The sequence below is a fragment of the Spirosoma sp. KUDC1026 genome, assembly GCF_013375035.1.
Classification (GTDB): Bacteria; Bacteroidota; Bacteroidia; order Cytophagales; family Spirosomataceae; genus Spirosoma.
Genome location: NZ_CP056032.1, coordinates 1,347,025 through 1,360,805 on the forward strand (window position 1 = coordinate 1,347,025; position 13,781 = coordinate 1,360,805).

The 13,781-nt window shown below is 51.9% G+C and carries 15 protein-coding genes; 9 read left to right on the forward strand and 6 right to left on the reverse strand.

What is annotated here, in order from left to right; genetic code table 11:
* Window positions 1-159 precede the first annotated feature (159 nt).
* Complete coding sequence (locus HU175_RS05695) at window positions 160-597, forward strand: nuclear transport factor 2 family protein (RefSeq protein ID WP_176565667.1); 438 nt, start codon at window positions 160-162, stop codon at window positions 595-597.
* A gap of 588 nt (window positions 598-1,185) precedes the next feature.
* On the opposite strand, the gene HU175_RS05700 is transcribed toward HU175_RS05695, so the two are convergent.
* Window positions 1,186-4,053: a TonB-dependent receptor domain-containing protein gene (locus HU175_RS05700; protein ID WP_176565668.1), complete on the reverse strand. Its 2,868-nt coding sequence runs from the start codon at window positions 4,051-4,053 to the stop codon at window positions 1,186-1,188.
* 399 nt (window positions 4,054-4,452) lie between these two features.
* Window positions 4,453-5,154, reverse strand: a complete 702-nt coding sequence (locus tag HU175_RS05705; protein ID WP_176565669.1) for a hypothetical protein — start codon at window positions 5,152-5,154, stop codon at window positions 4,453-4,455.
* Window positions 5,155-5,451: 297 nt separating this feature from the next.
* Between HU175_RS05705 and HU175_RS05710 the strand changes: the two genes are divergently transcribed.
* A complete protein-coding gene (locus HU175_RS05710) occupies window positions 5,452-5,889 on the forward strand; it encodes a hypothetical protein (protein WP_176565670.1) in 438 nt (145 codons plus the stop codon).
* Between the two features lie 11 nt (window positions 5,890-5,900).
* Here the strand turns inward: HU175_RS05710 and glmS are convergent, their stop codons facing one another.
* Both glmS and HU175_RS05720 read right to left on the reverse strand, forming a co-directional pair.
* Complete coding sequence (gene glmS / locus HU175_RS05715; RefSeq protein ID WP_176565671.1) at window positions 5,901-7,742, reverse strand: glutamine--fructose-6-phosphate transaminase (isomerizing); 1,842 nt, start codon at window positions 7,740-7,742, stop codon at window positions 5,901-5,903.
* A 149-nt stretch (window positions 7,743-7,891) separates the two neighbouring features.
* Window positions 7,892-8,695: a glycogen/starch synthase gene (locus tag HU175_RS05720; RefSeq protein WP_176565672.1), complete on the reverse strand. Its 804-nt coding sequence runs from the start codon at window positions 8,693-8,695 to the stop codon at window positions 7,892-7,894.
* 180 nt (window positions 8,696-8,875) lie between these two features.
* Between HU175_RS05720 and panC the strand changes: the two genes are divergently transcribed.
* Together panC and HU175_RS05730 are read left to right on the forward strand one after the other, a co-directional pair.
* Window positions 8,876-9,715: a pantoate--beta-alanine ligase gene (gene panC / locus HU175_RS05725; protein WP_176565673.1), complete on the forward strand. Its 840-nt coding sequence runs from the start codon at window positions 8,876-8,878 to the stop codon at window positions 9,713-9,715.
* A 91-nt stretch (window positions 9,716-9,806) separates the two neighbouring features.
* Complete coding sequence (locus tag HU175_RS05730) at window positions 9,807-10,001, forward strand: DUF433 domain-containing protein (RefSeq protein WP_317167808.1); 195 nt, start codon at window positions 9,807-9,809, stop codon at window positions 9,999-10,001.
* A 24-nt stretch (window positions 10,002-10,025) separates the two neighbouring features.
* Here HU175_RS05730 and HU175_RS05735 read toward each other — a convergent pair whose 3' ends face one another.
* The gene (locus tag HU175_RS05735) at window positions 10,026-10,733 is read right to left on the reverse strand and encodes a M15 family metallopeptidase (protein WP_228724334.1); all 708 of its coding nucleotides are present in this window, start codon (window positions 10,731-10,733) and stop codon (window positions 10,026-10,028) included.
* Between the two features lie 106 nt (window positions 10,734-10,839).
* Between HU175_RS05735 and HU175_RS05740 the strand changes: the two genes are divergently transcribed.
* From HU175_RS05740 to HU175_RS05755, 5 genes are read left to right on the forward strand one after another with little or no spacing between them, the layout of a single operon-like run.
* Entirely contained in the window at window positions 10,840-12,075 is a 1,236-nt protein-coding gene (locus HU175_RS05740) for a nucleoside recognition domain-containing protein (protein ID WP_176565674.1), read from the forward strand.
* Between the two features lie 53 nt (window positions 12,076-12,128).
* On the forward strand, window positions 12,129-12,377 hold the full coding sequence (locus HU175_RS05745) for a hypothetical protein (protein WP_176565675.1): 249 nt from the start codon (window positions 12,129-12,131) through the stop codon (window positions 12,375-12,377).
* Between the two features lie 24 nt (window positions 12,378-12,401).
* Window positions 12,402-12,533, forward strand: a complete 132-nt coding sequence (locus HU175_RS24935) for a hypothetical protein (protein WP_255433117.1) — start codon at window positions 12,402-12,404, stop codon at window positions 12,531-12,533.
* A 24-nt stretch (window positions 12,534-12,557) separates the two neighbouring features.
* On the forward strand, window positions 12,558-12,833 hold the full coding sequence (locus HU175_RS05750) for a PIN domain-containing protein (RefSeq protein ID WP_176565676.1): 276 nt from the start codon (window positions 12,558-12,560) through the stop codon (window positions 12,831-12,833).
* Window positions 12,834-12,854: 21 nt separating this feature from the next.
* The gene (locus HU175_RS05755; RefSeq protein WP_176565677.1) at window positions 12,855-13,031 is read left to right on the forward strand and encodes a hypothetical protein; all 177 of its coding nucleotides are present in this window, start codon (window positions 12,855-12,857) and stop codon (window positions 13,029-13,031) included.
* Here the strand turns inward: HU175_RS05755 and HU175_RS05760 are convergent.
* On the reverse strand, window positions 13,028-13,690 hold the full coding sequence (locus HU175_RS05760; RefSeq protein ID WP_176565678.1) for a DUF1345 domain-containing protein: 663 nt from the start codon (window positions 13,688-13,690) through the stop codon (window positions 13,028-13,030). The two genes, HU175_RS05755 and HU175_RS05760, sit on opposite strands and share 4 nt — an antisense overlap.
* Window positions 13,691-13,781 lie beyond the last annotated feature (91 nt).

A 13,781-nucleotide genomic window follows, 5' to 3' on the forward strand; every position in this document is an offset into this window, starting at 1 on the left:
ACGTAGTTTGGCTTCGCACTGTCCAGATTAGTATCTGGTACGCAGTTGAACCGAATAGGTCTATAAAGATTTAGCCCACCTGCGTTCGATCAGCTTGCCCACCACTGATACCTGCTGATGTTGGGCTTTTATTTTGTATATCTTCTATCTTCTTTTACAATGAAAAAACTACTTGCCATCTTTTTCCTCCTGCTCGCAACTGAATCATTTAGTCAGTCGCGGACAGAAACTGAAATCAGACAATTAGAGCAGCTGGAATTAGAAGCTGTTCATAAAGGGGATACCGCTACGCTGTTTAAACTCTGGTCAAAAGATTATGTGGTCAATAATCCTTACAATCAGGTTGTGACGGTAAATCAGATTATAGGCTTCATCAAAGAAGGTAAGATTGATTACTCCAGCGTTGAGCGGATCGTTGAAAAAGTTACCCTGACCCAGAATCTAGGTATTGCTATGGGTAAGGAGATTGTTACGCCAGAGAAGGCTACCAACAACGCCGGCAAGAAAGTAACCCGACGCTATACCGACGTATGGATTAAGACAAAGGATGGTTGGCGGTTAACAGCTCGACAAGCGACAAACATAGTAGTAGAATAAGAGCTTAAGAGCTTCGCTTTCGGGTGACAGTAGGCAGGCCGCTCAGGTACGCAAAGCATCCCAACCGGCAGGGGGGAAAGGTGGGCGAGTTGTTGCCCGTTTCAGCAATCTTGCACTCTCGGGGTCGTTGGCTGCTCATCTGAGCTGAAAACGAGTGTTGCCGGTTTCGATCTACAGACCGATTGGCTCGTATGAGCAGGTGTTTTGCTCGTTGAGCCCAAAGAAGCAGCAGACGGCGGTCGCGGAATATGAGTTATGGGGACGCGACCTGGCTAACGCGCGGACGTAGCCGCAATGTTGAGCGAATAGCCGCGTTAGGGTCAACTTGTTCGAGAAACGTAAAAACGTCATTTCGTACGAACTGGCCTGGGCTATCAGGCACTCCACCCCCGTATCCGTCTGTATAACCAGTGTGCTCCGAAAGCCAACCAGTAACCCGTAGTCGAGTCACGGCGACGAAGTTTCGGTTGAATTTGCGGCAGATAGTTGACGTATTCCTACACCATCATGGTGATTGAAACTACAGCGATAAATCTGGTAGATAATGGCGGATTTGAAACCGGGCGTCGCCGAAATCAGTAGCCAGGATTACCGAATCAGTTCATCAAAAGTCCAGCTCAGGTAATAGAGTCCACCAATCCGGGCGAGGCCGTAGCCCTGCGCGTAGTACGTATTCAGCATATTCGTAGCGCCGAGTTTAAGCGTTGACTGAAGCGCGGGGACGCGGTAGGAGATCTGCCCATCAAGAGTCGACCAGGCGGGAAGCCAGACGTCTCCCTGCGTAATCCCCTGCTCATACCAGGTGCGGCTGGTCCAGCGGTAGACGAGTGATGCACCCAGCCGGTTGGTCAGGTGTGGGTTGCTCAGACTAATGCTGTATCGGCTATCAGGTGTATTGAAATAAGTACGGCCGGTCTGCATCACTGCAGCATCATTCAGACTCCGTTTCACAACCGGCGTACCCGACTGATCCCGTAGAACGTTGCCCTGCACATCGCGTAACGTAATAGAGCCCTTCTGAAATGCGTAATTTCCACTCAGCGTAAAATCGGCGCCAAGCTTATACGAGAGGCTGATTCCACCGCCATTGACAAACACATTGTTGGGACTGTTTTGATAGACCTGCAGGGTGCGATAGGCCTGAGCCGCGGTTGTACTGCGAAAGGCCGTTAACTGACTGCCCGTGTTGAGCTGATAAATCGTTTGCTGCATAATCAGGTCGGTATAGCGACTGGCGAAGTAGTACGCATCAACGTACAGTTTGTCGTCAAGCTGCGTACGGTAGCCAACTTCCCAGGTATTGAGTCGCTCGGGTTTAAACGGCGCTGGTACGTACGCCCGGCTCTGGAGCTGGCTGGCCGTAAGCGTACCAGATACGTAGCTCGTTACGTCGGCAGGCAGGTAGCCGGGGCTTGCCAGTAACCGGGCTGCCTGCGCAGTTGAGGGCAAACCACCAACGTCTCCAGAAATACCCGTGGCGGGCAAGGCAAACAGTTCAACCGGCGTTGGATTCCGGAAAGCCGATTGCCAGGATCCCCGAAAATGATGATTGCCCAGGCTCAGCACTCCGGATAAGCGGGGCGAAAACACACCCTCAACGTACTGGTTTTTGTCGTACCGGATCGACGCCATTGGTTTGAACGTAATCGTTTCGCCAAACTCCAGCGCTTTACCTGCCTGGATATAGGCTCCCTGTTCGCTGACTGTGTACTCGGTGCCGTCGGGCTGGAGCGCAAAGAGCGTGCCGCCCGTGTACAGCGAGTACTGCCGAATGTTGCCACCGATGGTCAGGTCGAGGGCATCGTTGAACAGGGACGAGAAATTATACATGCCCTCGTAGTGATACAGCGCCGAGTTGTCGCGGAAGCGGGTGCCGGTCGTATCGAGCAGCGCACTTCGTTCGGTGTTGTACACGCTCGTTATGCCGTCGCGCGCCGATCGGAAATTGGCAGAGCCGGGCAGGTAACGGTTTCGATCGGCCTGGTTACGGGCTTCGCCAACGCTCACTTTGTTCTCGACGTATACCTGACCGAACTGCGACGCCCACTGGTTCAGCGGGCTCCAGGCATTGTTGATTGCGACGGCCGTCTGACCAATATTCCAGCCTTCGCCCTGCTGCTGGGTTGTGTAGGCCCGCAGAAAGAAATTGTTGCCTTTCAGTTCGGCCTTGAACTGATGCCGCTCGTAGCTGGGAAAATAATTCCGGTAGTTTCCAGTGCTGATAAGGTTGCCGTTGCCGTAATACCAGCCCAGCGATGCTTCGACACTACGTCCCAGTTTGTAATGCAGCGAAGCATTGGCACGGTTATTAAATACCTTCCCGTTATTGCCTATTAGATCGATCTCGCTATAGCCCGATCGCGTAACCGATTGATTCCGTAGCAGGGCGTTGGCGTAGTTGGGGGGGAAGGTGTACAAACCGCCCGCATTGATGTCGTCACCGTAGCGGTTAACGGCGTCGAACTGGAAGTTGGTAATCGCGTTGTTATTAGGTACGTAGCTGACGCCGGTTGCCAGCCCACCCTGGTCGGGGTTGGTGCTGAAAAAGCCGGGCCGGGAGCGGACGGAACGATCGGCATAATCGTCGGCAATGAAATCGGTACCGGTTATACGTTGAAAGTTTACCTTGAACGCAAACCGCTCGCCCAGCCGGGTCGCGTAGCGAAAACCATAATTGGCGTACCCTTTGGGACCAAAATTTCCCTTGCTCAGATTGTTCATGCCAACCATCATCTGAGCGCTCAGACCCTGGTGCGTAAACGGGCTTTTACTCGTAGTCGAAAGCAGCCCCTGCATAGCGTCGGGACCGTAAAGCGCCGAGGCCGCACCGGAAACCAACTCGATAGTTTCAACATCCAGATCGGGCAGGCCCGCTACGTTGCCAAAGCCGAAGCCCAGCCCCGGCGACCGATTATCCATGCCATCGGTGAGCTGCACCAGTCGGGTGTTACCCGGCGAGCCAAAACCCCGCACGTTGACCGAACTGAACAGCATACTATTCGTCATCAAATCAACGCCTTTCGTGTACTGCAGAGTGCCAAACGAGCTTGGCGAGGGAGAATTGGCAAAATCCTGCGAAGTGAGTTTTTCAATTGTAACAGGGGCCGAAAGTAATTCTTCCGGAACGCGACTGGCAGCGGTAACCAGATTGCCTTCTACGTCAATATCCTTCACCATTCGCACCGAAATGCTCCGGAAATTACTCCCCTGAACGCTGATGTCCTGCCGGCGGTAGCCGGTGTAGGAGACAAAAAGCGTTAGCGGTAAACTAGCCGATGTCGTCAGCATAAACCGCCCATCAGCGTCAGTCTGTGTACTCGTTGGCAGTCCCCGAATGGTAATTGTTGCCCCCTTGATGGGCTGGTATTGCTCGTCGACAACCAGTCCGGCCATATTGATCTGAGCATGGGCGACCAGGCTGCCAAGCAGGAAAAAAAGAATAGACAGTTGCTTCATAGAATGGGTTACGAAACGGTATTATAACTACCTGATTCGGGTATTTTTAGCCGTAGCAAAAAGTATGACTAAACGAGCAGGGACCGTTTAAAAAACAAAATTAATCGCCGGGCACGAATTACAAGCGTCCTTAGCTAAATGGCTAAAAACGGCTGTGTGTTCATAAATCCCCTGTTTTTCTGATGATTGACGAACGGGCAGCCGTCCAGACTGTCGGCACTTACAAGTTACTAATTTATCGTATGAGTTTCATTTAAAATGAGTTGCCTGGCCGAACAAGCATATCTCACGGCATCGACGCCGGTGAGGGCAACTAATAACAGATGCTACCAGCAGACGCCAAAACGCCGACCTATCAAGTAGACAGGTCGGCGTTTTGACATTTTGTTGATGACTGAATCAGGCTGCTCGATTGCTCTGCGCCCGACGTAACGTAGTGGTGCGGGGCGCTGCTGCATTGGTGCGGAAATCGTCCATGACCTGATCCGAAACAAAACCGGCGTGATGAGCCCGTTTCAATACGTAGTCGAACGGGAGGTTGAAATAAGTTGACACTTCGTTGCGGAAGCTGTCCGGGAAACGGGATAGTTTCAGGCCGAAGAATTTACGAATCTCGTCCTCGGGCAGCATAGCCGCCAGAGCCGCCCGTTCCGCTTCAATCAGTAATTCTGACCGGGTTGGATACAGGTGTTCCAGACCGATGGCCGCTGTCAGAATGTTCAGGAAAAGATTCTTGTACATCGGCGATAGTTCGGCGGGCAGAATCAGCCAGCCCTGCTCCCGGAACATGGCCGAGAAACCCGTCAGGCCCTGCTCACCCCGAATCTCACCGGCAATGAGTTCGTTCGGGAAACGGAATCGCTCGGTCCCGGCTTCCTGCTCACTCTTTTTCAGGCGAAAAACCACCGCTTCGACGGGGCTTTTCTGGAACAGTAAGTCGGCGGGAATAACCTGAGCGCGCTCCCACTGATCGGTCATGCGCATGAACAGGCTCTCATTAACGGGAAGATTGTTCGCGCTTCCCAGACTGACCAGCATACGCCGGAAAGCCGCCAGAAAATCAATCTGTAATTGACTGGGATTATTACGTCCTCGCTTCATAAAGATCAGGCACCAATGTAATGACCAATGGTCATGTACTTGATGTCATTAGTAAGTGTTTGTTGCTGTAAAAGGGTAATAAAGATACGCAATAAAGCACTGAACGCCAAAGAGGTTGGTGATGATTTTAGGCTGCCGGACGGATTAATAACACTAGCGTAAAAAAGCACGTAATCGGGGCAGGGAACCAGCGAAAAAGAAGCTCAATTTAATGGAGTTGGAGCCGCGCGTTTTTTTGTTCCTGAGGCTACCAACTGTTTGGAATTGAGCGGGGTCTTACAGAGAAAAATACGCATAATGAAAGTTGTTCCGATACTGATCCTGCTCGTTGGTCTGTTGAGCTGCCGCCCCGACGACGTAAACCCCGAAGCTGTTACGCAACTGGTCTATGGGCAGAGTGGCGGCTTTGCCGGAGTTTCCTATAAGCTCACGCTGAATGATACGCAGCAACGCTTTCAATCGTATCAATGCGAGAAAGTAATCTCGTATACTGACTGGCGAACCCTACTCGCTGATTTCAACGCAACGGATTATAAACGCCTGCCGGAAAAAGCGGAGCCGGAATGCTGCGATATGTTTGCTTATAGTCTGGATATTACTACTGGCAAGAAGACGTATCACCGGGAGTGGGGTTCGTTCGCATTTGGATCTGGTGAGAGATTACCCCAGTCTATTGGTCAGCTTTCAGCGAAGTTATCGGACAGGGCCTGGACCGAAGCCCAGGCCTGCCAATAAGCATGTCGTGTTTATTCAACCGTAACCGACTTGGCCAGATTGCGGGGTTGATCGACGTTACGCCCGCGCATCACGGCAATGTCGTACGCCAGCAACTGCAATGGGATGACCGATACCAGCGGCATCAGCATTTCGTGGACGTTCGGTATTTCGATGGTGAAATCGACCATACTGGGTAGGTGCGTATCGCCTTCGGTTGTGATGGCAATGACGCGACCTTTCCGCGCTTTCACCTCCTGAATGTTCGACACGACTTTTTCGTAGGACGAATCTTTCGTGGCCAGCACAACCACGGGCATATCTTCGTCGATGAGCGCAATGGGGCCGTGTTTCATCTCGGCGGCCGGATACCCTTCAGCGTGGATGTAGCTGATTTCTTTCAGCTTCAAGGCGCCCTCCAGCGCTACCGGGAAATTAAGCCCACGACCCAGGTAGATGAAGTTACGGGCGTAGGTGAAGATGTAGGCAATCTCCTTAATCCTGTCGGCCGCCTGCAGTACTTTCTCTACCTTAGCCGGAATACTCTCCAGCTCAACCAGCAACTGCCGGAACAGCGACTCGGAGATCATGTCTCTCCGCCGGGCAGCCGCCAGTGCCATCAGCGTCAGAACCGTTACCTGCGCGGTGAAGGCTTTCGTACTGGCTACGCCAATTTCCGGACCCGCGTGCGTATAAGCTCCGGCGTGGGTAGCGCGGGCAATGGATGAACCCACTACGTTGCAAACGCCGAAGATGGTAGCCCCCTTCGATTTGGCGAGTTCAATAGCCGCTAATGTATCCGCCGTTTCGCCCGATTGCGAAATGGCAATGACAATGTCGCCTTCGTTAATGATCGGGTTGCGGTAGCGAAATTCAGATGCGTACTCCACCTCGACCGGAATCCGGGCCAGTTCCTCAAAAATGTACTCGGCAACGAGGCCCGCGTGCCAGGACGTACCACAGCCAACGATAACGATCCGCTGCGATTTTGCCAGTTTGTCCAGGTAATCGCGCAGACCACCCAATTGCAGGGTACCGGCGTCGGCCTGTACGCGTCCGCGCATGGAGTCGGCGATGGAACGGGGCTGCTCGAAAATCTCCTTGAGCATGAAATGGTCAAAGCCGCCTTTTTCGATGGCTTCCAGCTCCAGCTCGATCTTGTGGACGTAGGGGGTTGTGGTCGTGTTATCAAGCGTAACGACTTTGAGAACGCCGTTGTTGATGACCGCAATTTCGTAATCGTTGAGGTAGATGACGTCCTTGGTGTACTCAACAATGGGCGTAGCGTCGGATGCCAGAAAGAACTCGTTCTCGCCCACACCAATCACCAGCGGTGAGCCTTTCCGGGCCGCAATCAGCTGGGTTGGATCGGCTTCGCTCATGACTACGATGGCGTAGGCACCAACAACTTCCTGCAAGGCCAGCCGAACGGCGTCCTCCAGCGAACTGCCAGGGTTGTTTTCCCAGATGTCCTCGATAAACTGGCCCAGAACTTCCGTATCGGTTTCGCTCTGGAACGTATGCCCTTTTTTCTGCAGCGCCTGCTTGATAGCCGCGTAGTTCTCAATGATGCCATTGTGAATGATGGCCAGTTTGCGGTGAAACGAATAGTGCGGGTGGGCGTTCACATCGTTTGGTTCGCCGTGGGTGGCCCAGCGGGTGTGGCCCATCCCAATCGTGGAACTGGTTTCTTTGTTGACCAGCTCCTGTTCCAGGGCCGCTACTTTGCCTTTCTTTTTGTAGACCCGGAGGCCGCCCCGGTTCATCAGCGCGATGCCCGCGCTGTCGTAGCCCCGGTATTCAAGCCGTTTCAGGCCTTTCAGGACTAGCGGACAGGCGTCCTGGTGTCCGACGTATGCAACAATACCACACATAGTTTTTAGGTGTCTGCACAGGGCAGATCATAGGTTTAAACGTAAACGAGTTTTACGGTAGGTAAAGAAACACAAAAAGCCGGATGTCCGGCTTTTTGTGTGGTTGTGTTGCTGCGAAATACGCGGTGATAAATTCAGGCGAAAGCCGATTAACCAGCCAGTTGCGTGTAGAGATTGTAATACCGTTCGGTAACGTCCTCATCTTCGGCCTCAAACTTGTGTTCGGGCAGGTCATTCAGGATAGCGTTCAGGCTCTCGCTCGATTCTTCTTCCGCCCGGACAACCGCATCGGCATACGTACAGCCAATCCGGATGAAGCCGGGGAAATCAGCCGTTTTCAGTTCGGCCAGCATCGAATCGTCGATGTCCATCATGCGCGCCTTTTCGAGGATATCGCCTTCGAAACGGTGCTCAAATGCGTTATTATACACCGTGAAAACCGACTTGGTGTCCTTGAACATTGGGTCGTTTTTGTAGGTTGTTTTCAGATAGAGCGGAATCAGCGCCGTCATCCAGTCGTTGCAGTGAACGATGTCGGGTGCCCAGCCTAATTTCTTGACGGTTTCGAGCGCTCCCTTGCAGAAGAAAATAGCCCGTTCGTCGTTATCGTCGTAAAACCGGTTTTCTTTGTCGTGGAAAACATACTTCCGCTGGAAGTAGTCCTCATTATCGATAAAGTAGACCTGTAACTTGGCCGTTGGAATCGAAGCAACCTTAATGATGAGTGGCTTCTCTTCGTCACCCACGGCAATATTAATACCTGACAACCGCACTACTTCGTGTAACCGGTTTTTGCGTTCATTAATCAGCCCGAATCGCGGCACCAGGATACGAATTTCCATGCCCCGCTCTTGCATAGCCTGTGGCAGTTTGCGGACGAAATCGGCGACGTCGGACGTTTTCAGGAAAGGATTAATTTCGCTGGCAACGTAAAGGATACGAAGTTTGCTCATAAAACGGGAGGAGTGTGTTGTCTGAGAGACCTAAAAAACTTGCAAAATTATACAAAAAAATCCCGTATTTCAATAAGATTTGTGCAAAAAAGCTCAAAAAAAGGCAATAATTGGATGCATACCCTGTGAACCGTACGGTTACTTCCGTATGTTGCCGAATTGAGCTTTATCAACAACTTTATGATTCGCTTTTCGACTATAGCCGACCTGCGTAAGCACCTGAGCACCGACCGTGCAAGCCAGAAAATTGCCCTCGTTCCAACTATGGGCGCGCTGCATGAAGGCCACGTTGCCCTGATCCAGAAAGCCCGGCAGGAGAACGATAGTGTAGTGAGTAGCATCTTCGTGAACCCGGTGCAGTTTAACAACCCTGACGACCTGGCACGCTACCCGCGTACGCTGGAAGACGATTGTCAGAAGCTGGAAGCGGCCGGCTGCGATATTGTTTTTGCGCCGGCGGTGGAGGAAATATATCCTGAGTCGCCCATAATGAAACTGAGTTTTGGTGACCTGGAAACGGTGATGGAAGGTGCCTTCCGGCCGGGGCATTTCAACGGCGTCGGTATCGTGGTGGCGAAGCTGTTCAATCTAGTCCAGCCCGACCGGGCCTATTTTGGTCAAAAGGATCTGCAGCAGGTCGCTGTCATTCGCCGGCTTATTCGCGACCTGAGTTTTCCGATTGAACTGGTTGTCTGCCCAACGGTACGTGAAGCCGATGGCCTGGCCCTCTCGTCGCGAAACCGGAACCTCACCGCCGAAGAACGGGAACAGGCACCGGCCATCTACGCGGCCCTGACAATGGCGCATGAATTGCTGCTGGAAGGGCAAAGTCCGGCGCAGGCTCGGGCGTCTGTGACCGGGTATTTCAGTAGCCGACCTGGTTTCCGACTGGAATACGTCGAAACCGTTAATGCCGAAACCTTACAGCCCGTTGTTGAAGTCCTGGCTCCCGGTCAGACCGCCATCTGTATTGCTGCGTACCTGGGCCAGACACGGCTGATTGATAACCTGGTGTTTTGAGGTAATTTTAGAAAAAGAAAAGTCTACGTCTTCCCGTATTACGATCGACCCAACAGTTTGTCATGGTAAGCCAACGACTAGGGGTTCCCGGTTGCTTGTCACGACTGTGCTAGAATTGCTCGCTGGTGGAGCATCATGGCCTGAACTGCGGGAAGACTACCCCGGCCTTGAAACCGAAGACATACAAGCGTGCCTGGAATATGCAGCACAACTGGCTCACTTATCAGAATTGGAAAATGCCCAGGTGATTGAACTGAACCAGCAAATGATGAGGGTGTGGTTTTAGAGAACCAGCGTACCCCTTCGTTTCCTACTCAACAATCCGGAAGGCCATTTTGGCTTTCTCGCGCGAGATCGAGTTGAAATGCCACCACTCGAATTCGATGCGGCTGAAACCGGCTTTCAACATTGCATCACGTAAGATCTGGCGATTGTCAATCTGCTTTTGCGTGAGCTTGCCGGCAGCCAGTAATTCTTTTTCCCGCGAAGGGTAAGCCAGTTCGCCGAAGAAATCGTACTTGGTACCCATATCCAGCGGGCCTCCATCTTTATTGGCGACCGTCAGGTCAACGGCGCAGCCGTAGTTGTGAATAGAACCTTTGCGTGGATCGGCTACGTATTTCTGACGCTCCGATTCCGGCATGTTGGGGAGGGCGTTCCAGAGTTTCCACTGGGCTTCCCGGGGCCGGGCGGCATCATATACCAGTAACCGAAGGTTCGGGTGCTTCTCCTGCAGATACTTACTGGCGTTGGCGAGCTTCCTGGCAGTCATAGGTTGTAGATAAGCCCGCGTCAGGTCGTCGTACACATCCTTGCCGACGAAATTATCGGTTGTGGAATATTTCAACTCCACCAGAATACTGGGGTCAACGGTCTGCACATCAACCAGTCCCTGTTTAATCATCGCCTTTTCAAGCTTGGGCTGGGCAATCGTTGAAAGAGCGAAAGATAGAAAGAGCGAGGCCAATGAAACACGCATCAGCAGGCGATTGGGTCGTATCAGAAATAGGAACTTCATGCGTTTAGATGATTCAGATGTACATTTTCTAGCGGATGATGCGTAAACTTACAGCATTTGGCGATCGTAAAGGCCATCGCTCGTTTGCTCACTCGCTTTTTAGACCGTGGCGTTAAACTACATCTGGGTTGCTTTTTTTGTTGTGGCGTTCATTGTAGCGCTTTTTAAGCTGATTGTTTTCGGCGACACCGAAATTTTCAGGATTATTGTCGAAGGGTTGTTCGATTCGTCGAAAGTGGCGGTGATGGATATAGCACTGCCCCTAGCGGGTGTCATGACCTTTTTCCTCGGCCTGTTGAATATTGCCGAAAAAATTGGCGCTATCGGCGCGATAGCGCGCATAATCGGGCCATTCTTCAATAAACTCTTCCCGGAAGTGCCGAAAGATCATCCTGCCAACGGGCAAATGATCATGAACTTTTCGGCCAATATGCTTGGTCTGGACAATGCAGCCACGCCCTTTGGTCTGAAAGCTATGCAAAGCTTACAGGAGCTAAACCCAACCAAAGACACGGCCAGCAATGCGCAGATCATGTTTCTGGTGCTGCACACGTCGGGCCTGACGATTATTCCGCTCGGCATCATGGCGCAACGGGCCATTTTGGGGGCTGCTGATCCGTCGGATGTGTTTATTCCCTGCCTCATCGGGACATACGTAGCCACTGTTGCGAGCATTCTGATCGTGGGGATTAAGCAGCGGCTCAACCTGTTTAACCTGACCGTGCTGGGTGGCATTGGGGGCGTAACAGCTTTCCTCGGCCTGGCGCTTTGGTACCTGGGTCAGTTGCCGAAAGAACAATTGGAAACCTTTTCCAAAGTGACGGGGAATGTTGTTTTAATGAGTATCGTCGTGACGTTTCTGATCGGAGCGATCCGGCAGCGTATCGACGTGTTTGATACGTTTATTGAAGGTGCCAAAGCCGGTTTTGAAACGTCTGTGCGCATTATTCCGTACCTGGTAGGTATGCTGGTCGCGATTGGCGCCTTCCGCAATTCGGGAGCAATGACCTACGTAGTTGATGGCATGAAATACGTCATTGGACTGACGGGCGTCAACACGGACTTTACGGATGCCCTGCCCGTTGCGTTGATGCGTCCGCTAAGCGGCAGTGCGTCGCGGGCACTCATGATCGACGCCATGAAAGAGTTTGGCCCGGATTCATTCGTCGGCCGCCTGAGCTGCATTTTTCAGGGCGCTGCCGATACAACGTTTTACATCGTGGCGCTGTATTTCGGCTCGGTCGGTATCAAAAAAACCCGTTATGCCATTGTCGCCGGTCTATTGGCCGATCTGATTGGCGTCATTGCTGGCATCGGGCTGGGGTATTTCTTTTTTCATTGAGCAAAAAAGAGCCTGGTTACGTTATATTTGGTAAACGACAATAATAGAGCCTTATGAGAACGATCGAGATCAGCGTCAGCGACGAAACGATCGCCCGGTACGGTGATCCAAAGGCCATTGCTGCCAAACTGGAAAGACTCCTGCTTCTTGAAGAACTGAGTATTCAGGCGCAGGAAATTCATAAGGCTATTCAGGAAGCAGGTGTTGATTGGGAAGAGGTAGCAGAAGAAGCCAGACAGGCCTCCTGGGACAAGTACAAATATAAAATTCGGGATAAGCTACCTCCCGAAGCGTTCGACTGATCAACGACTATTGACCCCTGACGCATGACTTCTTCGGCTCGTACGTTTGTTATTGATGCGAACGTACTTTTCTCATTCCTGATAAGCGGGCACGACCACTATCTGCATTTCATCACCGATAATCAAATCTATCTACCTGACTTTGCTCTAGAGTAAGTTCAGCTTTATCAGGAACGCATTATGAAGCGGACCCGATTGGATAAGGATACGTTTAGCAGGTTCACATTGGCCATCTTTAACAATCTTACGATTGTGCCAAACATGCTCGTATCCACGCAGAGTTATTACCAGGCTTTCCGTTTATGCCGGTTCATTGACCCCAAAGACGTAAGCTACGTTGCGTTGGCTATCGAGATGAATGTTCCATTGCTCACGCGCGATAAACCGCTGGCTATGGGACTTCGCCAAGAAGGTTTTGCAACTGTAATGACACTGGATGAGTTGTTTCAGGTATAAAATACAATCCAGATTTTTGCAATGAATATTAATCAAGTCCGTGAGCAACTCCATCTGCTGATTGATGAAGTTGATGACATCTACGTATTGAATGGTCTGTATCGTACCCTCATCTCTGATAAGCGACAGCGCGACGAATACGAAAAAGAACAGGCTGAGAAGGCCAAGAAACAAGGCCGTAGTAGTCGCCGGAACTAAAGCATACTGGAAAGGCCGCTGATGGTCAGCGCGATGATTACGGCGTTGAAGGCAAACGACAGCACGCCGTGAATCAGGGCAGTTCGGCGCATGGGCTTTGACCCGATGGCTACGTCGGAAACCTGGCTGGTCATGCCGATCACAAACGAGAAATAAGCGAAATCCAGATAGTCCGGTTCGGGCTCATGGGGAAAGTCGAGCCCGCCGGGGCGTTTTGCCGGGTCCAGATCGCTGCCGTAATACAAATGAGCGTAGCGCAGTGTAAAAATCGTATGGACCAGTGCCCACGAGCCAATCACGGTGAATATGGCCAGCGTTGTATGCGCTGCCTGGTTCGTATCGGTCGAGTGCCCTAGCATGGCTATTACGGCAAGCAGGCTGGTTACTGCAGCCGAGACCACCAAGACCAGAATCAACGTCCGGCTTGAATCTTCCAGCTGGGATAAGCGCGGAGAGTCCCGGGGATGAACCAGCACAATACTCAGCCACATCATACCCAGCGTAGCACCTGCGAAGACGAGCCACGTAAGAATCAGACGAACGATCAGGCTGGTATTTGCCGAGAAAAAAAAGAACATGATGACGGCCATCGCCAGGGCAATTAAAACCCGGTGGTGCGAATCCAGTCTGGCAATTCGGTTGGTCAAAGTGGTAAGCATAGGCGGAGTAACAGGCAGGCTCGACACCCGGCAGTTCCTGCTGCAATGATACAACCGAAGCCGCGCTGTTTTGATCGATACCAAGAAACGA

Bases quoted from the DNA above. Each gene is read 5' to 3' on its own strand.
- HU175_RS05755 (WP_176565677.1), top strand. From the start codon at position 12,855: ATGAATATTAATCAAGTCCGTGAGCAACTCCATCTGCTGATTGATGAA.
- HU175_RS05705 (WP_176565669.1), bottom strand. From the start codon at position 5,154: ATGAAGCGAGGACGTAATAATCCCAGTCAATTACAGATTGATTTTCTG.
- HU175_RS05735 (WP_228724334.1), bottom strand. From the start codon at position 10,733: ATGAAGTTCCTATTTCTGATACGACCCAATCGCCTGCTGATGCGTGTT.
- HU175_RS05760 (WP_176565678.1), bottom strand. From the start codon at position 13,690: ATGCTTACCACTTTGACCAACCGAATTGCCAGACTGGATTCGCACCAC.
- panC (WP_176565673.1), top strand. From the start codon at position 8,876: ATGATTCGCTTTTCGACTATAGCCGACCTGCGTAAGCACCTGAGCACC.
- HU175_RS05750 (WP_176565676.1), top strand. From the start codon at position 12,558: ATGAAGCGGACCCGATTGGATAAGGATACGTTTAGCAGGTTCACATTG.
- HU175_RS05710 (WP_176565670.1), top strand. From the start codon at position 5,452: ATGAAAGTTGTTCCGATACTGATCCTGCTCGTTGGTCTGTTGAGCTGC.
- HU175_RS05700 (WP_176565668.1), bottom strand. From the start codon at position 4,053: ATGAAGCAACTGTCTATTCTTTTTTTCCTGCTTGGCAGCCTGGTCGCC.
- glmS (WP_176565671.1), bottom strand. From the start codon at position 7,742: ATGTGTGGTATTGTTGCATACGTCGGACACCAGGACGCCTGTCCGCTA.
- HU175_RS05720 (WP_176565672.1), bottom strand. From the start codon at position 8,695: ATGAGCAAACTTCGTATCCTTTACGTTGCCAGCGAAATTAATCCTTTC.
- HU175_RS05745 (WP_176565675.1), top strand. From the start codon at position 12,129: ATGAGAACGATCGAGATCAGCGTCAGCGACGAAACGATCGCCCGGTAC.
- HU175_RS24935 (WP_255433117.1), top strand. From the start codon at position 12,402: ATGACTTCTTCGGCTCGTACGTTTGTTATTGATGCGAACGTACTTTTC.
- HU175_RS05695 (WP_176565667.1), top strand. From the start codon at position 160: ATGAAAAAACTACTTGCCATCTTTTTCCTCCTGCTCGCAACTGAATCA.